The organism is Maritalea porphyrae, assembly GCF_027213965.1.
GTDB lineage: Bacteria > Pseudomonadota > Alphaproteobacteria > Rhizobiales > Devosiaceae > Maritalea > Maritalea porphyrae_A.
Genome location: NZ_JAPWGX010000001.1, coordinates 870,694 through 897,348, shown reverse-complemented (window position 1 = coordinate 897,348; position 26,655 = coordinate 870,694). Strand labels below are relative to the sequence as shown.

Genomic DNA, 26,655 nt, shown 5'->3' with positions numbered 1-26,655 from the left:
CAATTTCATACAGTTCCGTTATCGATTGTTGTTTCAGGTGCAATATATCTGTTCATTCACAATGTTATGGATTGCGGATTTAAAGGTCATGAGGTCAACGACTATCGAAAACCCTAGCGAAATTCAGCGGTGGCGAGATCGGTTTTATGCTGCGCGCTGGGTGCTGATCACCTGCGTATTGGTATTTGGAAGCCTCTATTTAACCGGCAAGCTTGCATTTGCCGATGCATTGCTGGCTTTTCTCCTGATTTTTCTCGCAGCGATTGTAGTGCCCCGCCGTGCACGCCTTATGCGCGCAGATTTGCCAAGCAAAGACAAATCAACTGTTTGGCCTGACACCTCCTTAAAGCGTTTTGCCCAAGCTTTGCCAGATCCATGCTTGATTGTGGATCGTCGGGCGATCCTTCGTTATCGAAATAGTGCTGCCACAAGCGAGTTTCCTGCCTCATCGGTGGGGGATCCGCTGGCCTTTTCTCTGCGCAACCCGATTTTGCTCAATACAATTGATCAGGCAATAAAGACCGATAGTCGGGTCACGGGGGAGTTCCACGAAACAGTGCCTTCCGCAAACTGGTATCAAGTGTCGGTGACGCCGTTAGAGCCGAAAAATGCAAAGGTTGGCCCCACCAAGCGTTCCGAATTGTTGGTTGTAACCATTGTCAGCCAAACCGCTCAACGTAAGCATGATCAAATGCGCGCAGATTTTGTCGCCAACGCCAGTCATGAATTGCGTACCCCGTTGACCTCATTGATTGGTTTTTTGGACACTTTGCGCGGCCCAGCAGCCAATGATGCCGCAGCGCGCGAAAAGTTCATGTCCATTATGCATGCTCAGGCAGAGCGCATGTCACGATTGATCGACGATCTATTATCGCTCTCTCGCATTGAGCTGCGCCAACATATGCGGCCAACAACTAAGGCTGATATGGGCGCGATCGCAAAAGAAGCAATTGAACATCTGCACCCTCAAGCCGGTGAAGAAAAAGTGGAAATCAACTTCATCAATGAACTTGATGACGCAACAATTACGGGTGACCGCAACGAGTTAATGCAAGTCATGACCAATCTGATCGAGAATGCGATCAAATATGGTGCGGCAGGCAAAAAAGTGGATGTTAAGCTGCGTAGCTGTTCGCAGCACACAAACCATAAAATCGTTGTCGATGTTATAGATTATGGGCAAGGCATACCCGCCGAACACGTGCCCCGTTTAACAGAGCGCTTTTATCGCGTGGACGCAGAATCTTCCCGCCGTAAAAAAGGGACGGGCCTTGGCTTGGCGATCGTCAAACATATCATCACCCGCCATCGTGGAGACCTGCATATCTTCTCAGAAGTCGGCAAAGGAACCAAGGTGAGTCTGCATCTTTCGTGACACAATCGAGATATATTGTGCATCCAATCTAACAAATAGCTAAAATTTGCCTTTTAAATCAACACGTTGAACTGTCATCTAATTGTCATTTAAGTGACATAAAACAATTGGGTCGCAGCCATATTGTGCGCCCAGTCCGGACAGCTAGTTAGGCAAACACGAAGCCTGATGAGCAACAAAGTACCGGCTAACAATTGACGTTTCGAATGTGAGCTTTGAAAGGCAGACATCATGAAATTCGCCCATTTTGCAAGCGCAGCAGCAATCCTTGTTGCTAGCTCATTGGCAGCTACCGGCGCACAAGCGCGCGACCAAATCTCAATCGTTGGTTCTTCAACCGTATTCCCATTCGCAACAGCGGTTGCTGAGCGTTTTGGTCAAACAACAGACTTCCCAACACCAGTTGTTGAATCAACCGGTTCAGGCGGTGGCTTGAAACTTTTCTGTGAAGGTGTTGGTGAAGGCACTCCAGATATAACAAACGCATCACGTCGCATCAAAAACAAAGAAATCGACAAATGTAACGACAATGGCGTAACGCCGGTTGAAGTTAAGGTTGGTTTTGATGGCATCGTGCTTTCAAATGCAAAATCTGGCCCTTCAATGACCATTTCCCGTGAACAGATCTTCATGGCTTTGGCCAAAAATGTTGTGGTTGATGGCGCAGTTGTTGCCAATCCTTACACGTCATGGTCAGAAATTGATCCTTCTCTACCAGCTGAGCCGATCGAAGTGCTTGGCCCACCACCAACATCAGGCACACGCGACGCGTTTGTTGAGCTGGTGATGGAAGAAGCTTGTCAAGAAGGCATCGAAGAAGACGCTTGTTCTGAAATTCGCGAAGACGGTGCATTCATCGATGCGGGCGAAAACGACAATCTGATCGTGCAAAAGCTTGAAGCAAACCCAGCTGCATTTGGCATCTTTGGTTTCTCATTCCTTGATCAGAACGCTGACAAAATCAAAGGCGCAAATGTTGATGGCGTTGAGCCGACATTTGACGCAATTGCAGATGGCGACTACCCAGTGTCACGCTCTTTGTACTTCTACATCAAAAAAGAGCACGTTGGTGTTGTTCCAGGCATCATGGAATATGCTGCAGAATTCACAAATGAAAACACATGGGGTGACGAAGGTTACCTGACAGAAAAAGGCCTGATCCCGCTTCCAGAAGCTGATCGTGCTAAATTTAAAGCAGACGTCGAAGGTCTCGTCGCTGCACAAAAGATGTAAATATCTTTGAAATTGACACCGCCCCACCTTCGTGCGGGGCGGTGTCTTAAGCTCTAACCGAGCAAGAGTTTTGGGGGCACGCTGTGCAAATTTGGCTCACCTTATTGGCCGTAATTGTCGCCGTTGGCGGATTGTACTACGCAGGTCGCAGCCGCGCATTTGCTGTAACAAATGGGGATGCAACAATTTTGCACTCCAACCCCGCCTTCCATGGCGGCATGGTTGTCATCAGCGGCATGTTGCCAGCGGTTTTCGTTTTACTTGGTTGGACAATCTTTTCGCGGTATTTTGCTGACGCTTCGGTTTCAGCGCTGCTCGGTGAAGAATTCAATGCTTTAAGCGAATTGGAACAAGGCGCGTTTTTGCGCTCGGCATTTGGTCTTTCGCAAAGCCAGCAAATCGGCGATGTCTCATCACTGCAAAACAAAGCAATTGAAGGCTACAGCGCCTTTTTTGCGTCGACCACGTTGATCCTGCAGCTTGTCTTGGCGGCTTTGATTGTTGGCGGCGGCTATTTGGCTTGGCGTCAAATTCGCACCGACTTGCGTGCGCGCCAATTCGTCGAAAGAGCGGTCTCATTTGCTTTGATCGCGGCCTCAGGCGTCGCTATCCTTACGACCCTAGGCATTGTGCTTTCGCTGATTTTCGAAAGTATCAATTTTTTCCAGAAAGTGCCGTTCTTTGAGTTTTTGTTCGGCACCCATTGGAGCCCGCAAAGCGCCTTCGAAGGTGTTGGTTCGGACACCGCACACCGTAATTCAGAGGTTTTTGGTGCCATCCCAATTTTTGCCGGTACCTTGCTCATCACCACAATTGCAATTTTGGTCGCGGCACCAGTTGGGCTGATGTCTGCAATTTATTTGTCGGACTATGCCACGCCAAACGTGCGCGCCATTGCAAAGCCAATGCTTGAAATTTTGGCGGGTATTCCAACCGTTGTTTACGGGTTTTTTGCCGCCCTTACCGTCGCTCCATTCCTGCGCAACTCAGGCGAGTCTATTGGGTTGTCAGTTTCTTCAGAAAGCGCTTTGGCCGCCGGTTTGGTCATGGGGATCATGATTATTCCGTTCGTTTCTTCCTTGTCCGACGACGTGATTAATTCTGTGCCTCAAAGCTTGCGTGATGGCTCTGCAGGTCTTGGCGCCACAAAATCTGAAACCATCCGTCGGGTGATTTTGCCCGCCGCGTTGCCCGGTATTGTGTCCGCGCTGATGTTGGCCATTTCGCGCGCCATTGGCGAAACCATGATTGTGGTTATGGCAGCAGGCCTTTCAGCCAATCTTACTGCAAATCCATTGGAAGCTGTGACCACAGTAACCGTGCAAATTGTAACGCTTTTGGTCGGTGACCAAGAATTTGATAGCGCAAAAACACTGGCGGCATTTGCATTGGGGTTGGTGTTGTTCTGCGTAACATTGATGCTAAATATTGTCGCCTTGCGCGTCATCCAGAAATATCGAGAGCAATATGACTGATTTGACAGGCGGCGATTTGCAGCAAATTTCATCTGTTCACACATCCGATGAAGCTCGCGAGCGGCTAGCAAAACGCTATCGCGCAGAGGGCAACTTCAAATGGATCGGTCGCGCGGCGATTGGTGTGTCGGTTGCTTTTTTGGTTCTGCTGCTTTCATCGGTGGTTAGCCAAGGGCTGCCAGCGTTTACATTCAATTTTGTCAGCTTGCCTTTTGAGGTCACGGCGGCAAAATTGGGCACTGACGGCAGCGACGAAGATGGGCTGAAGAAAGCCAATTACGATGGCATTATCCGCGATGCCATTCGCGCGCAGTTCCCCGATGTAACCTCGCGCGGCGGCAAACGCGCGCTTGGCAGCATTTTGTCTTCAGGGGCGCCTGTCTATCTGCGCCAGCAAATTTTGGATGATCCATCTGTTATAACCTCGGGCAAAGCGCTTGAGGTGCCGATCTCGGATTTTGCAGACCTTTATCTTAAGGGCCAGATCACATCTGGAGCAATTGTGGATGGTGCCGCAAACCTAAAGATTGAGCTGCTGGATGATGAATATCGTTTGATCGCTGATGAACCGGTTTTTGCGAAAGCCTTGGCCAAAGCAAAAGACCGTTTAGCCGTTCGAGTAGCAGCAATGCGCAATGAGCAGGCAGGTGTTTTGCGCTCGAAAGCGAAGCTCGAAGGCGAAATAACTGTTTTGGAAGAACGTATTCCAAGTGAAACCGACACGGTTGTCAAAGAGCGGCTGGAAGCCACTTTGGCGAAAACCCAAAACGACCTCGCATTGCTGCTTAAGCGTCTTACTACTTTGGAAGAAGACGCCACTGAGCTAGAAGAGCGGGTTGCCAACAAAGGTCTTGGCGAAACCCTAACCGGCGAAATGCCATCAAGCCTTTTGTATGTTGCAGGCGGGGTTTTAAAACTCACCTCAATCACGCCAAAGACGGCCATGGCAACACCATACTTTGCGTTGCAAGAAGAGATTTCGGAAGCGCCAACAGGTACCTGGAAATTGCGCACATTGCAGGTGGTAGAAGCCAACCGCAAGTTTTCTGACCAAGAGATCGTTTGGACCGACAAGCTTGTAGAACGCGGCTATGTGCGCTCGGGCCTTAACACGATCTTCTTCACCCGTGGTGCCAGCCGCGAGCCTGAGATGGCGGGTGTATTGGGGGCTGCTGTTGGGTCGGCACTGACGCTGATTGTTACTTTGGCTCTTTCGTTTCCATTGGGCGTGGCCGCCGCAATCTATTTGGAAGAATTCGCGCCAAGAAACCGTTGGACAACCATTATTGAGGTGAACATCAATAACCTTGCCGCCGTACCTTCGATTGTGTTTGGTTTGCTGGGTTTGGCTGTGTTCCTCAATTTCTTCCAACTCGACCGATCAGCGCCCTATGTTGGTGGTATGGTGTTGGCGTTGATGACCTTGCCAACAATCATTATCGCCTCACGTGCAGCCTTGCGGGCGGTGCCCCCATCTATTCGCGAAGCTGCGCTTGGTATTGGTGCATCGCGCTTGCAAACGGTAACGCACCACGTATTGCCCTTGGCCATGCCGGGCATTCTGACGGGTACGATCATTGGAATGGCGCAAGCTTTGGGCGAAACAGCGCCGCTCTTGATGATCGGCATGGTGGCCTTTGTGGTTGATGTGCCCGGTGGCTTTAGCGACCCATCAACCGTGTTGCCCGTTCAAATTTTCATGTGGGCAGATTTCCCTGAACCCGCTTTTCAGCAACGCACATCAGCCGCTATTATTGTGCTGCTTGCGTTCTTGATTGCGATGAATGCCATTGCAGTTGTGCTGCGTAAACGATTTGAGCGCCGCTGGTAGTCCCAGCTGTGCCACCAAATTCTGATAGGACCTCAAATGAGTGTAGCGACTGATATTCTGCACACCAACGTGCAAACTGGCAAAGAAACCATCAAAATGTCCGGCCAAAAGGTCTGTGTGCATTATGGTGAAAAACAGGCTTTGTTCGATGTAGATTTGGACATTGTGGCCAACCAAGTGATTTCGCTAATCGGCCCTTCGGGCTGCGGCAAATCCACATTTTTGCGCTGCCTAAATCGGATGAATGACACCATCGATATTTGCAATGTGTCCGGCGAGATCACGCTTGATGGCCAGGACATTTACGACAAAGCGATCGACGTGGTTGAATTGCGTGCCCGTGTCGGGATGGTGTTTCAAAAGCCAAACCCTTTCCCCAAGTCGATTTATGAAAACGTGGCTTACGGCCCACGCATTCACGGCATGACCCGGTCAAAAGACGAGTTGGATGAGCTGGTTACCTCTTCATTGCGTCGTGCGGGTTTGTGGCAAGAAGTTAAAGACCGTCTTGATCAACCCGGCACCAGCCTTTCAGGTGGACAGCAACAGCGATTGTGCATTGCGCGCGCCATTGCGACTAAGCCCGAAGTTTTGTTGATGGACGAGCCTTGTTCAGCGCTTGATCCGATCGCGACGGCGATCATTGAAGAATTGATTGACGAACTGCGCGAAAACTTCACAATTGTTATTGTGACGCACTCCATGCAGCAAGCAGCGCGCGTCAGTCAAAAAACAGCATTTTTCCACCTCGGTAAATTGATCGAGGAAGGTCCGACAGAGCAGATTTTTACAAATCCGCATCACAAGAAAACTCAAGATTATATTACCGGTCGGATCGGGTAATTTAGCGGCGAAAGGGCGATTTCATGGCCAACGCATCGAACGAACATATTGTATCCTCATATGAGGACGAACTAACAGCACTTACCCGCGCCATTTCTGAAATGGGTGGCATGGTGGAAGTAGCAATTACCAATGCCACACAGGCGCTAATCCGGGTCGATCATGACTTGGCCAAGCAAACGGCAAAAGCCGATAAAGCGGTTGATGATATGCAGCGCTATATCGATGAAAAAGCGGTATCAATGATCGCCCGTCGTCAGCCAATGGCCGGAGATTTGCGCCACATTGTTTCGGCCATTCACGTGGCCAACGATTTGGAACGTATCGGCGATATTGCTAAAAACTTGGCCCGCCGTGTGAAGCATATCGACAGCCAGCGTGTTTCCAAGCAGCTCTATAATGGCATCCGCCATATGTCAGATTTGGCGTTGGCGCAAATCAAGCGCTCGCTCGATAGCTTTACGCTGCGCGACGCAAACATCGCGCTAGACGTTTGCCGCCGCGATGATGAGGTGGATGCGCTTTACATTTCACTGTTCCGCGAATTCCTGACCTACATGATGGAAGACCCACGTAACATCACCGATTGCACCCATCTTTTGTTCTGTGCCAAAAACTTGGAACGGGCAGGGGACCACGCGACCAACATCGCTGAAGCGGCCTATTATCTAAAGACCGGTGAGAACCTTTATTACGATATTGAATCTGGCAAAGTTCAGCTGAACTAACCTTTCAATTAGACGGAATATACGCCAATGGCTCCCTTCATCCTGATCGTTGAAGACGAAGCAGACCTTGCAATTATGCTGCGTTATAATCTTGAAGCTGAGGGCTATCGCGTCGCCACAGTTGAAAGTGGTGACGAAGCCAGTTTGCAAATGCGCGAAGAAATGCCCGATTTGATCCTGCTGGATTGGATGCTGCCGGGTCTTTCAGGTATTGAACTGTGCCGCCGCTGGCGCACCAAAGATGAAACATCGCGGGTGCCCATCATCATGATGACAGCACGCGGCGAAGAGGAAGAGCGTATACGTGGTTTGGCGACCGGCGCTGACGATTATGTGGTTAAACCATTCTCAGTGCCCGAGCTTTTGGCCCGGGTAAAAGCCCATTTGCGCCGCGCCAACCCAAGTCTTTTGTCCAACGCCCTTAAATCTGGCGATATCGAATTGGATCGCCAGACCCACAGGGTGTCCCGTTCAGGCAAAGAAGTGCACTTGGGCCCAACCGAATATCGCTTGCTCGAATATCTTATGCAAAGCCCGGGGCGTGTTTATAGCCGCGAGCAATTGTTGGATGGTGTTTGGGGGCACGATGTTTATGTGGACGAACGAACCGTTGACGTGCACGTAGGTCGTTTACGCAAAGCCATCAACCGTGGCCGGGTCAAAGACCCCATCCGCACCGTGCGCGGCGCGGGCTATGCCTTTGACGAAAAATTTGCGGTGGCGAGTTAAACGGCTTCCAACATGTCCAAACGATACCGAGCAATTTCGTCCAAAGGCCACATCGGGCGAAACTTGGACGGTACCTATTTGACCATCTCAATCAGCTGAATAAGGTTGCCACATGTGTCGTCAAACGTTGCCATTTTGTATTCGCCAGCATCTGTAACAGGTTGGGTGAAGACGACGCCCAGACCATCAAGACGTTTGTGCTCAGCCACCAAGTCGTCAACTTGAAATGACGCCAAGGGTATGCCGTCCGCAATAAGTGCAGACCGATATGGCGCAACTGCATGGTGAACGCTTGGTTCGAGCAACAATTCAACTTCATCATCTGCGCCAGTTTGAGAAACTGTTAGCCAACGGTATTCACCTAAAGGGATGTCATGTTTGATTTTGAACCCAAGAATATCGCAGTAAAACCTTGCCGCCTTTTCCTGGTCGTCAACAAATACGCTCGTGATATAGATTTTCATTGCTCAGTCCCCCAATTGGCTCAACCCATTGTGCAGGACCGTGATTTCAAGTCAATCAACCACTTCGACGTCAGCACATGAAAATTCTTGGTTAGATGACATTGACTGATGGTAAATTGGGGAGGTGCCGCGCAACCTTTCGTTGACCAGGTTGCGCGGACTTTAGGTCATGCCGCCAGATGTTGCGCAGTAAGTGTCGCCACCAATGCATCGGCGGAACCATTTGCCTTTTCAATGGCGTCAGAGACCATGAAATGCTGCTCGGCGACAACAAACTCGACGTCACTGATGCCGATAAACCCCAGAATATGCCGCATATAGTCGCTGGCAAAATCAATGTCCGAGCCAAACGGCGTGCCGCCTGACGAGAAAGTGACGATAGCCTTTTTGCCCGTCATCAGACCTTGAGGCCCGTTTTCACCATAAGCAAAGGTTTTGCGAACTCTACAGACCAGATCAATCCAAGCTTTCAAACTTGCGGGTACCGCAAAATTATACAGTGAGACACCGATAACCAGCAGGTCAGCGGCCCCAATTTCATCAACCAGCACGTCCGAAAGTAAGAGCGCATCTTTTTGAGTGGCTGTCCGTTCTTCTTCTGGCGTGTTGTTCGCCATGACCCAGTTTTGATCAAGGTGCGGCAGGCTATCGTTTAGGTCGCGGGTCTCAACACTGGCGACCATTTGATTAGCGCTCAGGGTTTCAATTATGCGCGTCGTTAGCTGCGACGACTGCCCCTTATGGCCCATTGCGCTGCTGTCAATGCGAAGGATATTTAGTTTCTTAATCATACGTCGTTCCTTTTGTCATGTCCGGCCCGCAAAGGCTTCATGAAGTGAGAAACAAGGGATATCAGCTTTACATTGAAGCAATAATAGTAGAATTTCTGAATATATTATTGCGATTACGAGAAGAATATGAGCCATCTTGATGAAATGAATGCGCTGGTTGCCATTGCTGATGCAGAAAGCTTAACAGGCGCTGCGCGGTCGATGAATATCGCTTTGTCAGCAGTCAGTCGACGACTGAAGGATCTTGAACGGCGTCTTGGCACAACATTGGTCCTGCGCACCACGCGAAGCATCAGTTTCACGGCGGCTGGTGAGGATTATTTGATGCGCTCTCGTCAGATTATTGCAGATATTCGTGAAGCAGATTTGTCGGTTCTTGAGGGTTCTTCTGTCTTGTCCGGGCGCATTCGTTTGGCCGCACCTGTTACGTTCTCGACGTTGCACCTTGGCCGCATATTGTTTGATTTTATGGCCCTGCACCCCGAGCTGAATATTGAGCTGGATCTAAACGATAGGCAGGTTGATCTTGTTGGCGAGGGATATGATCTGGCCATTCGTATTGGCCAATTGGCAGACAGTAGTTTGAAGGCGAAACGCCTCACACCCATTCGGCACTTTCCCTGCGCCGCCCCATCGCTTTTAGACAAATATGGATGGCCAAATATACCCGAAGATATGGCAAAAATGCCCGCGCTTACCTATCGCTCAACCCGCAGCAAAACCGCATGGCCATTTGTCCGACCCGATGGCAGCAAAGGGGCGGTGAAAGCAAACGGGCGAATGGCGGTCAACAACGGTGAGATGGTGCTCATGGCGGCAGAAGTTGGGCTAGGGGTAATTTTGGAACCCACATTTATTGCTTATCGTTCTATTGCTGCTGGCGCGCTGGTGCCACTGTTTCAAGATCACACATGGTCAAATAATGCCGCTTACGCCGTCTATGCGCCAAATCGCACTTTGCCAAAAAGAGTAAGGGCTCTGATCGACTATATTGCTAAAACGTTGACAACAGAACCCAGCTGGGATCGCTCAATTGCGGCGATGAGCAAGACCTAGGCAAATCCCGCTTTTAAGAGACACGCAACCAGACAAGCCCAAACATGGGCCGGCATTTCACCGGCCCATGAACGTGTTATTTTGACTTTTTTCCCGCGTTGATGTTTAGCGGTTTGCCGGCATTAGAATTGGCTGTAGCTAAAACTCTTGGCTTCTCTTTTTTTGGCTTTTTGGCTTCTTTATTGCCGCGGCTCTTGTCGCCTTTAGACATTGAATTTCTCTTTTGGCAGTGCAACGGGCCTCTTTAGAGTATGAAAGATTTCTCGTTGCGGGTTACCCATTCAAACGCTGAATTGCGTTTGTTATGGCTGTGTTCGGCCAATGTTGGTTTTCCAACACTTGTCGTTAGTTTGGGTATGCTGTTGAGTTTTGGCTCAAGTCAAATCAGACTTGAGCGCGCCATTGCGCTCACTCACCAATATCCAATGAACTTTTTTTGGATTTTGTAAATACAAATGTTGCACAGGCGGCAAAAATCTTAAGCCAAACTCTGTTTTCTTGCCTTCGCACCGACGGGCGAGAACCTGAAGGCTCTATCTGGCGCTTCTCACTCTGGGGTGGTCTTTCCAAGCGGGCATTGTTGCCATGTGTTCAAGTGTCTCTTGCTCAGCTTGTTCCTTGGGCGAGCCCTTGTTCATCTGCCAGTGCACCATGCGAGCAAAGCGCGTGTCAAAATCCTGTAATTGGCCATTTTCATCCACGCAATGCGCGCAATATGTGCCCGTTTCAATCGGCATGCCGCAACTTTGGCATTTGTGTTCACTCATCTTTAGTCCTCCTCATTTGGTTTATTTGACAATTCGTTTCGAAATACGTTCAAAAGCTTGAGTAGTGTTTCTTGATCTTGCGGCTCAAGCCGGGCGCTCGCCAGTGCCAATTGATCGATATCTAAAACAGTTTGCGCCTCGCGCAGTGCTGTTTGACCAGTTTGCGTTAGCCAGATCATCGACCGACGGCCATCACTTGGGTCTTTTTGCTTTTCAACCAAACCCTTGGCTTCCATGTGGCTAACCATCTCGCTAAGCGTGGATGGCGCACGATCAAAATGAACTGTAAGTTCGGCCAATGTCATCGGCCCAGTAATGGCAAGATGATTTAAAAACCCGACGCTAGACGGCGACAATCTTTGTCGCTTGTCGCGCACGCGGCGCATGGCGAGCGCGTAGAAATCTCTGTAAAGCAATTCGAATGCTTGGGCGAAAGCTATATTTGGTTTTTCATCCATGCGCCGACGCTAATCAGCGCAAGTTCGTTCGTAAATCCCGAAGGAAGTTATTTTCTTAAAAGGAGAACGCAGCGGGAGATTGAGATTTTCCATAAGAAACGCGACAAAACAAAAAACCGCCCCAAAAGGACGGCTCTTTAAAATCTCAAACGCTTACGCTTGCAGGCTTAACTGCGCTTGCGGCGATCCAGCGTGTGGTAAGCGCGCTTGGAGTGAAACTCGCAATAGGGTTTGCCTTCATCAGAATTGCGACCACAAAAGTGGAAGTCGTCATTCAAAGGGTCGCCAATAGGCCATTTGCAGGTTGTTTCATTCAACTGCATTAGGCTCACGCGCTCTTCTTCGGGGATAAAGATCTCTGCTTCTTGCGCCGTGGCAAGCGCCACATTTGCATCAACTTCGGTGTTCATCTGCAAAGCGTTTGCGCCAGAAACGGGCGCATGAACCGCTGAGCGACGACGGGGCGCACTTGTTGTGCTGCCACTCACCGAACCGCCAGTTGAAGCGGGCCTTCTTGGTGCTGAAGGTGCCGCAGAGGTTGCTCTTGGCTTGCGCGCACGAGGTGCTGACGCAGCGGGCTTCGCCCGACCAGACAATTTCAAACGGTGCACTTTGCCGATAACCGCATTTCGGGTCACGCCTTCGCCCAACTCACCTGCAATTTGGCTAGCGCTAAGACCTTCCATCCATAGTTTTTTCAAAGTAGCTACGCGTTCATCAGTCCACGCCATGAAGATCCTCCGCAAATAGGGCCAAGATGCAAACCGATACCCTGCCAAAAAAGAGAATTTGGCAACAATACCATCCATCGTATATTTTGTAGGTCCGCCACACGACATGTCGTGCCCCTACTTTCGCCACTTTACCGGATCGGCTGAATCAAAGACAAGGGGCAGACAAACTTATCCTCTTAAAAAATTGATAATTTTTTGCCGATTGGTCACCAAGACGTGACCAATGGCTTGTCAGATTGACAAATCGCCCCAACAAAAGGCATAAACAACACCAATAAGGCGTGCATCGTGATCAACGGGCACGTCTTCTTGTTTCACAATATGTATAACTCGTGGCGCACCAAAAAGGGTGCACGGTCCAATAGGAAAGAAAAATGTCGGCTTTATATAGGAATTATGCCCGATCTGAAATCGCCTTTGAAAGGGGCGAGGGCGTCCGACTATTCTCAACAACTGGCGACGAGTATTTCGATTTTGCGGGCGGCATCGCCGTTAATGTAGTGGGGCACGCAGACCCGCACGTGGTCAATGCCATCAAAAATCAGGCCGAAAAGCTATGGCATGTGGGCAATGTTTTCACCATTCCAGAACAAGAAAAACTGGCGCAACGCCTCGTAGATATCAGCTTTGCCGATATGGTGTTTTTCACCAATTCAGGCGCTGAAGCTGTTGAATGCGCCATGAAAACGGCGCGTCGTTATTTTTATGACAAAGGCGAGCCGGACCGGTTTGAGATCATCACCATGGAAGGTGCATTTCACGGCCGGACATTGGGCACCATCGCCGCTGGGGGTAACCCTACCTACCTTGAAGGCTTTGGCCCTAAAGCGGGTGGCTTTGTGCAAGTGCCACGCGGCGATTTGGAAGCGCTCAAAAAGGCAATCACCCCAAATAGTGCTGCCATCTTGTTTGAGCCAATCCAAGGCGAAAGCGGTATCAATATTCTGGACGCAGATTTTTTGCGTGAAGTGCGTGCGCTTTGTGATGAGCACGGTCTTTTGCTGATTTTGGACGAAATCCAGTGCGGTTATGGCCGCACGGGCAAAATGTTTGCCTATGAATGGGCAGATATTGAGCCAGACATTATGGCTTTGGCCAAAGGCATCGGCGGTGGTTTTCCACTTGGCGCATGTTTGGCCACCGAAAAGGTGGGCAATGCAATGGTGCCGGGCACCCATGGCTCTACCTATGGCGGCAACCCACTGGCATGTACAGTCGGCAATGCTGTTTTGGATCGAGTGTCCGAAGAAGGCTTTCTGGATCATGTGCAAGAAATGGGCAAATATCTGGCCTGGAATTTGCAGCAACTGGCGCAAAAGTACCCAGATTTGATCGTCGAAATTCGCGCAAAGGGTCTCATGGTTGGCATCAAGGTTGCGCCGCCTGTTGGCGACGTTGTAGCTGCATTGCGTAACGCCAAGCTATTGAGTGTTGGGGCAGGCGACAATGTTGTGCGCATGTTGCCACCGCTCATCGTCACCAAAGACGAAATTGACGAGGCGGTCCGACGATTGGACGCTGGTCTTAAATCTTTGGCCAGCGTTTCCGCATAAGTACCCCAAAATTCAGTTTCAAGTTTCAGTTCATTGAAGAGGACGGTCGTTATGACAACGACAGCAGTAAGACATTTTCTAGATATCAAAGACTTCTCAAAAGAAGAACTTCGTAAAATCCTAGATCTCGCCACCGCGATTAAAACTAAGCTCAAAGCAGGCGAAGAAACCCCTTTGCTTAAGGGCAAAATCCTGGCGATGATTTTTGATCGCGAGAGCACCCGCACCCGCGTTTCTTTTGATGTGGGCATGCGCCAATTGGGTGGTCAGACCTTGATGCTGACCGGCCAAGAAATGCAATTGTCGCGCGACGAAACCATCGCCGACACCGCTCGCGTCATGTCGCGCTATGTGGATGCAATTATGATCCGCTTGCTCAACCATGATGATTTGTTAGAGCTTGCTAGTGCAGGTTCTATTCCCGTCATCAATGGTCTCACACGCATGTCGCATCCGTGCCAAATCATGGCGGACATTATGACGTATGAAGAGCACCGTGGCCCCGTTGACGGCATCAAAATCGCATGGCTTGGCGACAGCAACAATGTGCTCGCTTCTTGGGTGCATGCGGCGGATATTTTGGGCTGCACCTTGAATATTGCATGTCCCGAACAATATAGCCCTGATCAAGGCATGCAGGCAGACATCGCCAATGCAAATGGTCGCATCAAAGTATTGCGTGATCCAGCAGAAGCGATCAAAGACGTTGATTTGGTCATTACAGATACTTGGGTATCGATGGGCGATTTGGATGCAAATATTCGCCGCGAAAACCTTGCGGACTATCGGGTAACCGAAGAACTTATGGCAAAAGCAAAGCCAGATGCTTTGTTTATGCATTGTTTGCCCGCCCACCGTGGTGACGAAGTCACCTCAGGGGTAATGGATGGCCCTCAGTCAGTTGTTTTTGACGAAGCAGAAAACCGTCTGCATGCGCAAAAAGCAGTATTGGCTTGGGTATTTGGAATTGAGGAGCTCTAATGAGCGAAGAATTTATGAAGGCAGTCGGCCTTGATCGCCCAGAAAGTGGCGATGATACGGTGCTGCCATTTGCTGTTGAGGCATTGGACATTCGCGGGCGTTCTGTGCGTCTTGGCGAAGCGATCGATCAGATATTGCGCCGCCACAATTACCCAACACCCGTTGCGCGCGTGTTGGGTGAAGCGGTTGTTCTGGCTTCATTGATTGGCTCTTCTCTGAAGTTTGAAGGTCGCTTTATCCTGCAGACCCAAACCGATGGTCCGGTCAATCTGATCGTTGTGGACCTACAAACCCCAAATGGCATTCGCGGCTATGCGCGTTTTGACGAGCAAGCTTTGTCTGAAGCCGCCAAACAGGGCAAACTTGCCCCCGCCGAATTGTTGGGCAAGGGCACATTGGCCATGACCATCGATCAGGGTGAACATACGTCGCGCTACCAAGGCATTGTGGCCTTGGATGGTGCGGGCCTTGAAGCGGTGGCGCACAACTACTTCCAGCAATCAGAGCAAATTCCAACGCGGGTGCGTTTGGCCGTTGCGCAAATGCAAAACAAAGGCGACCTGCAACCTCAGTGGCGGGCTGGCGGCGTTTTGGTGCAACATTTGCCCGAACATGGTGGCCGCACTATGCCGGACTTGCCCGGCGATGGCGATCACGAAAATCCTCAAACATCTGACGATAGCTTTGAAGACGAAAACAGTTGGGTTGAAGCGCGTGCTTTGGTTGAAACCATTGACGATCTTGAACTGGTGGAGCCTGATCTATCTTCAGAACGCTTGTTGTTCCGCCTGTTCCACGAACAAGGCGTACGCGTTTTTGAGCCAATGGACATGGTGGAAAAATGCGGCTGTGATGCAGACAAAATCGAATTGATGTTGTCCCAATTCTCTAAAGACGACATTGTTTCCATGATTAAAGACGATGAGATCGAAGTCACCTGTGAGTTCTGCTCAACACAATATTTCTTTAATCCGAACATGTTCGGCATAAACGAAGACTGATCCAAGCAACCGGCTCGACCGTAACCTTTCCAAAGTTTCATTTGTTGTAATCACCATCGGCGATTACCATCTGCAAATATTGGAATTGGGAAATTGGACGGGCCGGTACACATGCTGCATAAAACAAGTGAAGACAAGGCAACAGACCAAGTTGCACCACCCCCAAAGCGCCGCCGTGTCTCAATCTTTGGCGTCCTATTTCGCATCATTCTCGCAATTGCAATTCTCGGCGGGGCGGGATTTTATGCCCAAATGATGATTGCGGACCGCCCTGAGCCGCCAAAACGAGAGCCACGCGAGCGCACATTCACCGTGCAATCACAGCCCGCTCAATATGCAAATTACCAACCCAATCTAACCTACTTTGGTGAAGTGCTCGCAGCGAGCAGCTTAGACATTCGATCCCCAGTTGCAGGCAAAGTCTTACAAGTTGAACCCGGCCTTGCTGTGGGCGGCGAAGTGGCCAAGGGTACATTGCTCGCCACGATCGATGATTTTACCTATCGCGGTGCGCTAACAGAAGCGGAGGCCAGTCTCGCCGAAGCAAAATTTGCCATCGCCGAAGCCAAAGAACGCTTGGCGCTTGAAGGGGCGAACTTGGATTTTGTGCGCAGCCAATACGATTTGTCGATTAGAGACTTAGAACGCGCTAAGTCGCTTTTTGCGGCGGGCTCAATTACCGAAAAAACATTGGATGACCGCGAGTTGCTTGTGTCCCAACGCCAGCAGGCCGTTATTCAACGCGAAAGCAACATCGTTGTTCAACAGGCCCAACTGGACCGACAAACGGCCTCGCTGGAACGTATTGAATGGCAAGTAGAGCGCGCGCAGCGCAATCTAGAAGACACAAAGATTTACGCGCCGTTCAACGGCATAATCACCGCAAAGAATGTTGATGAAGGCCGCGTTGTATCCAACAATGAAGTGCTGATTTCTCTCTATGAGGCGTCTGCCCTAGAAGTCGGTTTCACCATGTCAGATCAGCAATATGGCCAATTGGTAACCGATGGACTGATTGGCCGCACGATCTCTGTGGAGTGGGAAGTTGAACCCGAACCCATCCTGACCCAAGCCACAATTACCCGCGTTGGCGCTCAAGTAGATGCCACCAAAGGCGGCGTTGAAGTTTTTGCTCAAATTGAAGGTGATAACAACAGAACATTGCGGCCAGGCACATTCGTTAAAATCCTTGTGCCCGGCTTGTCTTATGATCGCGTCTTGCGCATCCCAGAGGCCGCAATTTATGACAATTCATATGTCTATGTCGCCATAGATGACCGTATGTCTCGGCGGGACGTTGAAATCGTGGCCCGCGATGGGGCGCATCTGCTGGTTGCCGGGCGCATTCGCCCCGATACGCCAATCATTACCACCCGCATTGCCCAAGCGGGGGAAGGGGTTGCCATTGTCAACGAGGGTGAACCCGCTCCAAGTCCGTTCACGCGGCCAAATGCTGGGCAGCGCCAACAAGGCGATAATGGACAGGGTCAGAACGCTGAAGGGCGCCCAGAAGGTGCGCAGCCCGGCCAAGGCCAGCGTCCACAAGGGCAAGGCAATCCAAATCGTCCCAACCGCCGCCAAGGAAATGGTGAAGCGGGTGGCATAACCACAGATTCGAGCAACTAAGATGCAAAACCCACGCGCCAAAAGCCTGCTTGAGATCTTCGTTCGCCACAAAAATGCCGCCAATCTTTTGATGGTATTGCTAATTTTGTTTGGCGTGTGGGGCATGTCCAAGCTTAACCGTCAATTTTTTCCCTCGCTTGAAGTTGGCGTAATCAATATCTCCATGACGTGGTCAGGTGCGAGTGCTGACGATATTCGCAAAAACCTGTTGCAAGTGGTGGAACCCACCGTCCGCTTTTTGGATGGGGTGAAATCCATGTCATCCACCGCCCGTGAGGGCCGTGGCTCGATTACTCTAGAGTATGAACGCAACACAGATATGCGCTCTGCCGAAGCGCAGGCCGAAGAAGCAGTTGCAGCGATCACAAACCTACCAGAAGATGCGGATAAGCCAGAAATTGACCGTCCAAAGTTCTTCGATCCCATTGCGGACATTGGTATTTCCGGCCCGTTTCCAGAATCGACCTTGCGCCAATATGCTCGCGATATCCGCGATGGCTTGCTGGACGCGGGCGTTGATCGTGTAACTTTCACCGGTTACCGCGCCCGCGAAATTCGTGTGCTCGTCGACGACGCAAAATTGCGCCAGTTAGGGCTCACCACCGCAGATCTGTCGCGCATTATTTCGTCAAACACAGCCGATAAACCTTCGGGTTCTCTGGACGGGGATCTAGAAGCGCAAATTCGTGCGATCGCCAAAGACGTCAATGCAACCGAATTGGCGAGCATGGAAATCCGCACCTCAGCAAATGGTGAAAAACTATTGCTTGGCGACGTGGCCCTAATTGAAGATGGGTACGACCAAGATCAATCGGTTGGCTATATGCGCGGTCAACAAGCCATTCAATTGTCCGTTTCTCGATCCGCCACTGCCGATACGATCGAGAGCTTTGAAAAGATGAACAATTACCTCGAAAAGATCAAAGAGGAATTGCCACAATCATTGCAAATCGAGGTGTTCAATGCCGCTGCCGAATTGGTCGAAGACCGGCTGAGCCTATTGGTCAACAACGGCCTATATGGTTTGATTTTGGTGCTTGGCATTCTCTTTATTTTTCTTGATTGGCGCATCGCATTCTGGGTGGCAGTTGGCATTCCCGTGTCCATTCTTGCAACGCTTGGAGTCATGTATTTCACCGGCCAAACGATCAATATGATCTCGATGTTTGCACTGTTGCTGACCCTGGGGATTATTGTGGATGATGCGATTGTGGTGGGCGAACATACCGCCACCCGCTACGCCATGGGCGATAGTCGCCAGGATGCCGCCATCGCTGGGGCTGGGCGCATGGCCGCGCCCGTCATCGCCGCGTCATTGACCACAATGGCCGCTTTTGGGCCAATCCTTTTGTTGGGCGACGTCATCGGACAAATATTGTCCGCACTGCCCATGGTGGTAATCGCTGTTTTGATTGCCTCACTCATTGAGTGTTTTTTGGTTCTGCCCGGTCACTTGTCTCACGCCTTGCCGCGTGAGCGTAAACCACCCGGTTGGTTCCGCGCCAATTTTGATGCCGGGTTTGAGCTTTTCAAAGACAAAATATTCGGTTTCCTTGCCGACCTTACTTATCGCTGGCGATATGCCACAGTAGCCGCCGCTTTTGCACTCGCCATCGTGGGTGGGGCGCTTATCCCTGCTGGCAAACTGGGTTTTGAGTTTTTTCCATCGGTAGAGGGTGAAACAGTTAATGTAACCGCGATTTTCCAACCCGGTGTGCCGCAAGAGGAAATGTACGGCCTCATCGACAAATTGAACGCTGCGGTTCAAACGGTAGAAGCGGATCTGACACCAGAAGGTGAAAAGCTGATTGTCACCACCTTTGCCTCTCTTGATATGGAGAACGGGCGTGCCAACCTTTCGATTTTCCTGACCCCAGCCGAAGTGCGCTCAATTCGCACCAATCAAATCGGCCGCGCTATTCGCGAAAATGTGCCCACCATTGCCGGGGTTGATCGATTGTCCGTGCGTGAACCGCGTGGTGGCCCTCCGGGCCGTGCGATCGACGTTCAGTTTTTTGGCGCGGAAACAACGGCGCTAAAAGCCGCCTCAGAGGAACTTCAAGCCATCTTAGAAGGCTTTGAAGGGGTGCAAGCCATCACAGACACGCTGAGTTACGGCAAGCCAGAATTGGTGCTTGAACTCACCCCGCGCGGTCGCGCCCTCGGATTCTCGCTGGACAGTCTGGGCTCGCAAATTCGCGATACATTTGAAGGCAATTTGGCCCGACGTGTCGCAGAAGAAGAGGAAGAAATATCCATCCGCGTTGAACAAGTATCCGATGCTGTTGGTTCTGCGGCGCTGCGTGACCTATGGGTTAAATCGGGTGCAGGCAATTTTGTGCCCCTTGCAGAAGTCGTTAGCTTTAGCGATCGCCAGGGCTTTAACCGCATCAACCGCGAAGAAGGCAAAACAACCGTCAGCGTTCGCGCGGATACCGACACTTCAATTGTTCAAGGCGCAGAGATTTTGGAACGTCTCGAGGCCGATCACATGGCAACAATCGCCGCCAAACATGGTGTGCAATATAGCTTTGGCGGTACCCAAGCCGAGCAAGGCGCAGCCTTTGGCGATTTGCAGCTGGGCGGGTTTATCGCCTTGGGCATAATGTATGTGATAATTTCTTGGATATTTGCATCTTATTTCGCCCCATTGGCTGTCATGCTCATCATCCCGTTCGGCATAGTTGGTGCGATCTGGGGCCACTATATTATGGGCTATAATCTCACCATTATTTCCATGATGGGCCTATTGGGATTGGCCGGTATTTTGGTGAACGACTCCATTGTTTTTGTTTCGCGCTTGCAGGAACGCGTGCAAGAAGGCGACAGTTTAGAAAAAGCCGCAACCGGTGCAGCGCGAGATCGATTGCGCGCCGTGCTATTGACCTCACTCACCACCATTGGCGGCCTTACCCCACTGTTGTTCGAAACCAGCCTGCAAGCCCAGTTCTTGATCCCAATGGCGATCACCATTGTGTTTGGCTTGGGTTTGGCCACAACCTTAGTCTTGTTCCTTGTGCCCGCCTTTATTGGCATAGGGGCAGATATTGGCGCTTTCTTTGGCTGGCTTTTCCTCCGCAAAGGCGCCCCAAGTTTCCGCGGTCTTCTGCGCGGCGATCATCACACGGTTCCACGTGGACCGGATTTAGAGGGGTAGGGCATTTTGGAAATCGCTAAAGCCGTTAAACCGTTGGCATCTGATCACTTACCAGTCTAATTCCGCCAGAAGCGGGGCAGGAACAAGACGATCACGGTAAAGATTTCAAGGCGTCCGATAATCATGCCCGCTGCAAGTAGCCATTTAGAGATGTCTGGCAATGGAGCGAAGTTTCCAGAAGGGCCTATAATTTCGCCCAATCCCGGCCCAACATTGGAGATGGCTGTTGCTGCGCCTGAAAAGGCGGTAAGCGCATCCAAACCGGTTAGGCTTAGCAGCAGGGCCAACACCATGAATGATGCAATATATAGAAACACAAAGCTCATCACTGAGGCGGACACATCGTCGGTTAAAATGGCGCCATTATAGCGCTTCACAAACACGCCCGAGGGATACAGAATTTCGCGAATATGTTGCTTCAAGTCTAAAAACAGCACTTGGAACCGGAAGACTTTGATGCCGCAGGATGTGGAACCAGCACATCCTCCAATGAAGGTCAAAATAAAGAACAGGGTTGCCGCTTCATGGCCCCAGCTGCCGTAATCGGCCGTAGCATATCCGGTCCCTGTCATCACAGAGGTCACCGAAAAAAGCGCATGGCGAAATGCTTCTTCGCCGCGCCCGATATCCTCAACATATTGAATGATCACCGCAGCAAACGCGAAAACACCAAGCGTTGCCAAAAACGCGCGCACCTGTGAATCGCCAAATAGGCTTTTGCGATCCCCTTGCAAAAACCGCACATAAAGCAAAAAAGGTAGCGCCCCCAATATCATGAAGGTGATCGCAATATAGTCGATCGCAACGCTCTCGTAGGAACTGATTGAACCATCTCTGGTCGACAAGCCACCTGTTGCAACCGTTGTCATTGAATGCACAAGCGCATCAAATAGCGGCATGCCCGCAGCCCAATAGCTAATGGCACATATTAAAGTCAAAAGCATATAGACCGTGGTCATGCTACCCGCGATTTGGGCGGCACGCGGTAATATTTTGTCAGACGCATCAAATGCTTCAACGCGAAACATCTGCATGCCACCAATTTGCAGCATGGGCAGCACAGCGATTGCCATCACAATAATCCCAAGGCCGCCGAACCACTGTAACAGACCGCGCCACAACAAAATGCCGGGCGGCATATTATCAAGGCCGGTTATAACGGTCGAACCGGTCGTGGTTAGGCCAGATAGGGCCTCAAAGAATGAGTCGGTATAGCTAAGCCCTTGATCCGCCATGAAAAAGGGGAGAGCCCCAAAAAAAGCAAGCACCACCCACACCAAGGCCGTCATCAAAAAGGCCTGCCGAATATTTAGGGTTTGATCTTTTCCAACTGTTGCCGCCCACGTGCCCGCGCCCAAAAGGGTTGTCATAAGCCCGGTGGTCACAAAAACGATCCAATCCGGATTGCCCACCAGTGCGTCGGCGATCGCGGGCAAGAACATCGTGCAACCCAATGTGGCTGTAAGCGCACCGATGATCATCAATACAGGGCGAAAATCCATAAATGTCGCGATGCGTCCCTAGTTACCTGCCGCTTTGAATGTAAAGCCCTAGCACACTCTTTGATAACAAGAAAATGACCAATTCTCCTTGCCGGGATGTGGTAACCTGCCCAAACTTAAATGCAAGGGGATATTATTGTGCTCGACGGCTATATGCGTAAACTTATCGATGGACCACTGGATTTGGTGGGCCGGCAATTGGCCAAAACGGGTGTAAGTGCCAACGCGGTCACGCTTGCAGGGTTGGTTTTGGGGCTTTTCGCTGCACTTTTTATCGCTATTGGCAACCTGCAGGCCGGTCTGTGGCTGCTGCTTATTTCCCGTGTGGCTGATGGGCTGGATGGGGCCGTCGCCCGCGCAACGCACAAAACTGACTTTGGCGGTTTTTGGGATATTGTTGCGGACTTCTTTTTCTACGGCGCAATTCCGGTGGCATTCGTGGTTTTGGACCCGGCAAACAATGCGATAGCAGGCGCGCTTTTGCTCATGTCGTTCTATTTCAATGGCGGCACCTTTTTGGGCTATGCCATTCTGGCAGAAAAACACAAACTCTCCACAGCACAGCGCGGTGCAAAATCGCTCTATTTTTCCACCGGGTTGCTTGAAGGCACAGAAACCATTGCGTTCTTTGTGGCGCTTTGCATCTGGCCGCAGCATTTCGCCATTATGGCATACCTGTTCGCTGCCGCCTGTTTTTACACGGCAACGTCACGTATTTGGTTGGCCTATCAAGAGTTTGCCAAGCGCTAGATTTGGTCCAAAGCAAAGGCAAAATCTTTGATCAGGTCTTGCCCATCTTCCAAACCAACTGACAAGCGCAACAATTTGCGGTTTATGCCCGCTTCCAATTGCTCTTCTTCAGAAAAACGCTGGTGGGTGGTGGTCGCCGGGTGAGTGATGATCGACTTCGCATCGCCCAAATTGTTCGAGATTTTCACAATGCCCAAACTGTCTGCCAGTTTAAAGGCATTCTCTTGATTGCTACCAGACCCGTCACCCGCATTGCTTTTCACCTCCATCGCCAACATGGTTGACCCACCACTCATTTGCTTCATTCCAAGCTCATATTGCGGGTGCGATTTGTGGTGCGGGTAAAACACTTTGTCGATCTTTGGGTGATCGGCTAAAAAGTCAGCCAATGCGCTCGCAGATTGGGTCATCCGCTCGACCCGTATTGCCAATGTTTCCAAGCCCTTAAGCATCACCCAAGCATTGAACGGGCTAATGGTTGGGCCGGTTTGGCGAATTATGGTGTGGATATCGGCTTCGATCAACTCTTTTGATCCAAGGATAATGCCACCCATGCAGCGGCCTTGCCCATCGATATGTTTGGTGGCCGAATAGGTCACCAAATCAGCGCCCAATGCCAATGGTTTTTGAAATATCGGCGTGGCAAAAACATTGTCCACAATCAACACAGCGCCGTTGGCATGAGCAATTTCAGCCACTGCGGCAATATCCACCAACTCAAGCGTTGGATTGGTGGGTGTTTCAATAAAGATCGCTTTGGTGTTTGGCTTCATCGCGCGCGCAAAATTTTCAGGGTCGCGACCATCCACCAAGGTAGATTCAACGCCCCAACGCGGTAAGTAATCCTCGACCACAAACCGACAACCGCCAAACAATGCGCGCGCTGCAACCACATGGTCACCCGCCCGCACTTGGCTCATAACCGCCGTTGTTACCGCTGCCATGCCCGTTGCCGTTGCCCGCGCCGCTTGTGCGCCTTCAATCAAGCACATCCGGTCTTGAAACATGTCATACGATGGGTTGGAGAACCGCGAATAAATATGCCCGTCATCATCACCCATAAACCGCGCTTCCGCCGCGGCTGATGATTCATAAACAAACCCTGAGTTTAAATACAAAGCTTCAGACGTTTCGCCGTGCGGCGAACGGTACGTTCCCCCGTGCACGGACTGGGTGGCTGCGCTTTGGTTTTTTGGGTCCGCTAACGGGTTTTTCGCGTTGGCCATTTTAAGCACTCCAAACAAAAATGCCGACCCAATTTGGCCGGCAATACGGTCGACTTTAGCAATTTGTTTAAGGTGGCTGCAATCAGACCGGCCAAATCACCACCAATTGCCGATGTAACGCCAATTGCACCTCGGCGTCAATATTGCTAGAGAATAGCCAACAAAAACACTCGGGCGGATTTCAATACACAAATGGCAGTTGTAACAGGCATCTTTTCTGCACGCATGATTGCGGATCTCAACGCATCAGGCTCCATCCTCACATCAAAACCATTTGACGATGATCAGGTACAGCCTGCAAGCCTTGATTTGCGGCTTGGCGATATTGCCTATCGTGTGCGCGCCAGCTTTCTGCCCGGGCCCGGCAAAGCCGTTAAAGATCGGATCAACGATCTAAAACTGCATCAAATTGACTTGTCTGTTGGCGCCGTGCTTGAGCGCGGTTGCGTATACATTGTACCGCTGATGGAAAGCCTCAACTTGCCAAAAGGCGTTTCCGCCACCACCAATCCAAAAAGCTCCACCGGTCGTTTGGACATTTTTACCCGCGTCATCACTGATCAGGGGCGCGCGTTCGATACAGTGCCAGCGGGCTATCAGGGCCAGCTATATTTAGAAGTCAGCCCACGCACGTTCCCAGTGCTGGTGCGCCAAGGCTCTCGCCTTAGCCAAATCCGCTTCCGCGAAGGCGACACCCGCCTTAATGTGGCCGAGCACCAAGCTCTTCACAAAGAACAAACGCTGGTGTTTGACGAAAACGCCCCCGTCGATAATGGCGTTGCCCTTTCGATTGATCTTAAAGGCGGTGATCGGGGTGGTCTGATAGGCTATCGCTCAAAACGCCACACAGCGGTGGTCGACGTGGATAAAAAGGCCGCGCTGGATATTCTTGATTTTTGGGAACCCATTTATGATCGTGGTGCAGCCGAACTGATCCTTGATCCAGATGAATTTTACATCCTTGTGTCACGCGAGGCCGTGCATGTGCCGCCCGACTATGCGGCGGAAATGGTGCCGTTTGATCATCTCATGGGCGAGTTCCGCGTGCATTACGCGGGTTTCTTTGACCCCGGATTTGGCCATGCCAACGCAGCAGGCGCAGGCAGCCGCGCTGTCTTGGAAGTGAGGTCACGCGAAGTGCCATTTTTGGTGGAACACGGCCAAACCATTGGTCGCCTGATTTATGAGCGCATGGCCGAACGCCCAACTAACCTTTATGGGGCAGACCTTAATTCAAACTACCAAGGCCAGCACCTTAAACTGTCCAAGCATTTCAAGGCGAATTGAGCTACGACCTTTTGCCCGGCTTAAAGTCAATGGGCGTGCCGTCGATGCGTGTAAACCAACGCTTGCTCTCGTCCCGATTGTAAACGATATTGTGATCGGGATAGGTCACGCAGTCGTGAGGTTTGTTGGCACCTACTATTAGATAAGTCGCATCTTGGTCGCTCTTATTCTTGAGGCAATGCGCGACAGGAGATCCTGCGCGCCAAGCAGCGCAATCTCCTGGTTTCAGAAGAGTTTCGTCGTCTTCGATCAATACCAACTCGCCCGATATCATCATCAAAAACTCATCTTCCGTTTCGTGCCAATGGCGGTGTGAAGATGCGGAACCGGGTGGTAATTTCTCCATCCGGACGCCAAGATTGCTCAGGCCAGCTAGTTCGCCCAGAACCCTTTCTTCATAGGGTCCGTCATTCTGTCCACTAATTGGGTGCGCTTTCCCCGCGCTTTTCTGCCAGTTTGGCATGTCGATTTTTGGCATGTTACTTCCTCAGCTTCACCGCCGTGCCATAAGCCAATATTTCAGCAGCACCTTGGGTGATCATGGATGTGGTGAAATTGACGCCGATAATTGCGTCTGCGTCCATACTGCGGGCATGGGCGATCATCCGATCATAAGCTTGCTCGCGCGCCTCTGCCATCAGTTTTGTATATTCACTTACTTCGCCGCCAACCAGGTTTCGCAGTCCAGCGATGATGTCAGTGCCTACATGTTTGGCCCTTATCGTATTGCCACGTACAAGGCCCAACGTTTGAATAATCTCGCCTTCGGCTACATCAATTCCTGTGGTTACAATCATTGCCGCTACTCCTTGATGTTCTTCTCGTAATAATTGTCTTCTTCATTGGTCGTGCGCTGGTAAATCACGCGGCCCAGCAGGGCCAACCCAACAATGGCCAAAATGAAGAAGGGCCATATCGGCACACCCGACGAGACAATTCCAAAAACCATCACGCCAAAATTTCCAATTGTTGCAATGATCACCAGAATAAGTGCGATCTGTTCAAGTTTCATGCCGCCCTCCAAAAGGTTTCCTTTATGAAGTTAGGGCGCAACCGGTTGAACCGCAAGGGGAATGAAACGATCGAAT

The 26,655-nt window shown here is 50.8% G+C and carries 24 protein-coding genes, 2 pseudogenes and 1 riboswitch; of the genes and pseudogenes, 16 read left to right on the top strand and 10 right to left on the bottom strand.

The window, feature by feature from the left end; all coding sequences use genetic code 11:
* Positions 1-88 precede the first annotated feature (88 nt).
* From O4H47_RS04605 to phoB, 8 genes and pseudogenes are all read left to right on the top strand, one after another.
* Positions 89-1,375: a sensor histidine kinase gene (locus tag O4H47_RS04605; protein ID WP_269392761.1), complete on the top strand. Its 1,287-nt coding sequence runs from the start codon at positions 89-91 to the stop codon at positions 1,373-1,375.
* A 231-nt stretch (positions 1,376-1,606) separates the two neighbouring features.
* Positions 1,607-2,608, top strand: coding sequence for a PstS family phosphate ABC transporter substrate-binding protein (locus O4H47_RS04600; RefSeq protein ID WP_269392760.1), 1,002 nt, complete (start codon positions 1,607-1,609; stop codon positions 2,606-2,608).
* A gap of 83 nt (positions 2,609-2,691) precedes the next feature.
* Entirely contained in the window at positions 2,692-4,083 is a 1,392-nt protein-coding gene (pstC, locus tag O4H47_RS04595; RefSeq protein WP_269392759.1) for a phosphate ABC transporter permease subunit PstC, read from the top strand.
* A pseudogene (locus O4H47_RS04590) lies at positions 4,076-4,564 on the top strand (DUF3333 domain-containing protein); the annotation flags it as partial. The gene pstC and the pseudogene O4H47_RS04590, both read left to right, overlap by 8 nt.
* Before the next feature lie 534 nt (positions 4,565-5,098).
* Positions 5,099-5,914, top strand: a pseudogene (gene pstA / locus O4H47_RS04585) (phosphate ABC transporter permease PstA); the annotation flags it as partial.
* A 36-nt stretch (positions 5,915-5,950) separates the two neighbouring features.
* Complete coding sequence (pstB, locus tag O4H47_RS04580) at positions 5,951-6,757, top strand: phosphate ABC transporter ATP-binding protein PstB (RefSeq protein WP_269392758.1); 807 nt, start codon at positions 5,951-5,953, stop codon at positions 6,755-6,757.
* Between the two features lie 23 nt (positions 6,758-6,780).
* Positions 6,781-7,485 carry a phosphate signaling complex protein PhoU gene (gene phoU / locus O4H47_RS04575; protein WP_269392757.1) on the top strand — a complete coding sequence of 235 codons (705 nt, stop codon included), beginning with the start codon at positions 6,781-6,783 and terminating at the stop codon, positions 7,483-7,485.
* Positions 7,486-7,512: 27 nt separating this feature from the next.
* Positions 7,513-8,214 carry a phosphate regulon transcriptional regulator PhoB gene (gene phoB, locus O4H47_RS04570; RefSeq protein WP_269392756.1) on the top strand — a complete coding sequence of 234 codons (702 nt, stop codon included), beginning with the start codon at positions 7,513-7,515 and terminating at the stop codon, positions 8,212-8,214.
* Positions 8,215-8,288: 74 nt separating this feature from the next.
* On the opposite strand, the gene O4H47_RS04565 is transcribed toward phoB, so the two are convergent.
* Together O4H47_RS04565 and O4H47_RS04560 are read right to left on the bottom strand one after the other, a co-directional pair.
* Positions 8,289-8,678 (bottom strand): VOC family protein, encoded by a 390-nt coding sequence (locus O4H47_RS04565; protein WP_269392755.1) that lies wholly within the window; start codon positions 8,676-8,678, stop codon positions 8,289-8,291.
* 167 nt (positions 8,679-8,845) lie between these two features.
* Complete coding sequence (locus tag O4H47_RS04560; RefSeq protein ID WP_269392754.1) at positions 8,846-9,469, bottom strand: FMN-dependent NADH-azoreductase; 624 nt, start codon at positions 9,467-9,469, stop codon at positions 8,846-8,848.
* Between the two features lie 126 nt (positions 9,470-9,595).
* On the opposite strand from O4H47_RS04560, the gene O4H47_RS04555 reads away from it, so the two are divergent.
* A complete protein-coding gene (locus tag O4H47_RS04555; RefSeq protein WP_269392753.1) occupies positions 9,596-10,525 on the top strand; it encodes a LysR family transcriptional regulator in 930 nt (309 codons plus the stop codon).
* 533 nt (positions 10,526-11,058) lie between these two features.
* Here O4H47_RS04555 and O4H47_RS04550 read toward each other — a convergent pair.
* The 3 genes from O4H47_RS04550 to O4H47_RS04540 form a co-directional block, all read right to left on the bottom strand.
* Positions 11,059-11,292 carry a hypothetical protein gene (locus O4H47_RS04550; protein WP_269392752.1) on the bottom strand — a complete coding sequence of 78 codons (234 nt, stop codon included), beginning with the start codon at positions 11,290-11,292 and terminating at the stop codon, positions 11,059-11,061.
* 2 nt (positions 11,293-11,294) lie between these two features.
* Entirely contained in the window at positions 11,295-11,750 is a 456-nt protein-coding gene (locus tag O4H47_RS04545) for a MarR family winged helix-turn-helix transcriptional regulator (protein WP_269392751.1), read from the bottom strand.
* A gap of 167 nt (positions 11,751-11,917) precedes the next feature.
* Positions 11,918-12,481, bottom strand: coding sequence for a GcrA family cell cycle regulator (locus tag O4H47_RS04540; RefSeq protein WP_269392750.1), 564 nt, complete (start codon positions 12,479-12,481; stop codon positions 11,918-11,920).
* A gap of 377 nt (positions 12,482-12,858) precedes the next feature.
* Here O4H47_RS04540 and O4H47_RS04535 point away from each other — a divergent pair, with 377 nt between their 5' ends.
* The 5 genes from O4H47_RS04535 to O4H47_RS04515 all read left to right on the top strand — a co-directional run bounded on the left by O4H47_RS04535 (position 12,859) and on the right by O4H47_RS04515 (position 20,802).
* On the top strand, positions 12,859-14,037 hold the full coding sequence (locus tag O4H47_RS04535) for an aspartate aminotransferase family protein (protein WP_269392749.1): 1,179 nt from the start codon (positions 12,859-12,861) through the stop codon (positions 14,035-14,037).
* 51 nt (positions 14,038-14,088) lie between these two features.
* Complete coding sequence (gene argF, locus O4H47_RS04530) at positions 14,089-15,018, top strand: ornithine carbamoyltransferase (protein ID WP_269392748.1); 930 nt, start codon at positions 14,089-14,091, stop codon at positions 15,016-15,018.
* Entirely contained in the window at positions 15,018-16,019 is a 1,002-nt protein-coding gene (locus O4H47_RS04525; protein ID WP_269392747.1) for an Hsp33 family molecular chaperone, read from the top strand. Before argF ends, O4H47_RS04525 begins: the two co-directional genes overlap by 1 nt.
* Positions 16,020-16,130: 111 nt before the next feature.
* Entirely contained in the window at positions 16,131-17,645 is a 1,515-nt protein-coding gene (locus O4H47_RS04520; protein WP_269392746.1) for an efflux RND transporter periplasmic adaptor subunit, read from the top strand.
* A gap of 1 nt (position 17,646) precedes the next feature.
* The gene (locus O4H47_RS04515) at positions 17,647-20,802 is read left to right on the top strand and encodes an efflux RND transporter permease subunit (protein WP_269392745.1); all 3,156 of its coding nucleotides are present in this window, start codon (positions 17,647-17,649) and stop codon (positions 20,800-20,802) included.
* 56 nt (positions 20,803-20,858) lie between these two features.
* On the opposite strand, the gene O4H47_RS04510 is transcribed toward O4H47_RS04515, so the two are convergent.
* Complete coding sequence (locus tag O4H47_RS04510) at positions 20,859-22,304, bottom strand: TrkH family potassium uptake protein (RefSeq protein ID WP_269392744.1); 1,446 nt, start codon at positions 22,302-22,304, stop codon at positions 20,859-20,861.
* Between the two features lie 138 nt (positions 22,305-22,442).
* Between O4H47_RS04510 and O4H47_RS04505 the strand changes: the two genes are divergently transcribed.
* Positions 22,443-23,054: a CDP-alcohol phosphatidyltransferase family protein gene (locus O4H47_RS04505; protein WP_269392743.1), complete on the top strand. Its 612-nt coding sequence runs from the start codon at positions 22,443-22,445 to the stop codon at positions 23,052-23,054.
* On the opposite strand, the gene metZ is transcribed toward O4H47_RS04505, so the two are convergent.
* Positions 23,051-24,280 (bottom strand): O-succinylhomoserine sulfhydrylase, encoded by a 1,230-nt coding sequence (metZ, locus tag O4H47_RS04500; RefSeq protein ID WP_269392742.1) that lies wholly within the window; start codon positions 24,278-24,280, stop codon positions 23,051-23,053. The two genes, O4H47_RS04505 and metZ, sit on opposite strands and share 4 nt — an antisense overlap.
* 34 nt (positions 24,281-24,314) lie before the next feature.
* Positions 24,315-24,393: riboswitch (SAM riboswitch) on the bottom strand.
* Positions 24,394-24,472: 79 nt separating this feature from the next.
* Between metZ and O4H47_RS04495 the strand changes: the two genes are divergently transcribed.
* Positions 24,473-25,567, top strand: a complete 1,095-nt coding sequence (locus tag O4H47_RS04495) for a 2'-deoxycytidine 5'-triphosphate deaminase (RefSeq protein WP_269392741.1) — start codon at positions 24,473-24,475, stop codon at positions 25,565-25,567.
* Between the two features lies 1 nt (position 25,568).
* Here the strand turns inward: O4H47_RS04495 and O4H47_RS04490 are convergent, their stop codons facing one another.
* Genes O4H47_RS04490 through O4H47_RS04480 form a run of 3 tightly spaced genes read right to left on the bottom strand, consistent with a single transcriptional unit; the run spans position 25,569 to position 26,579 of the window.
* On the bottom strand, positions 25,569-26,045 hold the full coding sequence (locus O4H47_RS04490; protein WP_269392740.1) for a cupin domain-containing protein: 477 nt from the start codon (positions 26,043-26,045) through the stop codon (positions 25,569-25,571).
* Between the two features lies 1 nt (position 26,046).
* Positions 26,047-26,364, bottom strand: a complete 318-nt coding sequence (locus O4H47_RS04485; protein ID WP_269392739.1) for a YbjQ family protein — start codon at positions 26,362-26,364, stop codon at positions 26,047-26,049.
* A 5-nt stretch (positions 26,365-26,369) separates the two neighbouring features.
* A complete protein-coding gene (locus O4H47_RS04480) occupies positions 26,370-26,579 on the bottom strand; it encodes a hypothetical protein (protein WP_269392738.1) in 210 nt (69 codons plus the stop codon).
* Positions 26,580-26,655: the final 76 nt, after the last annotated feature.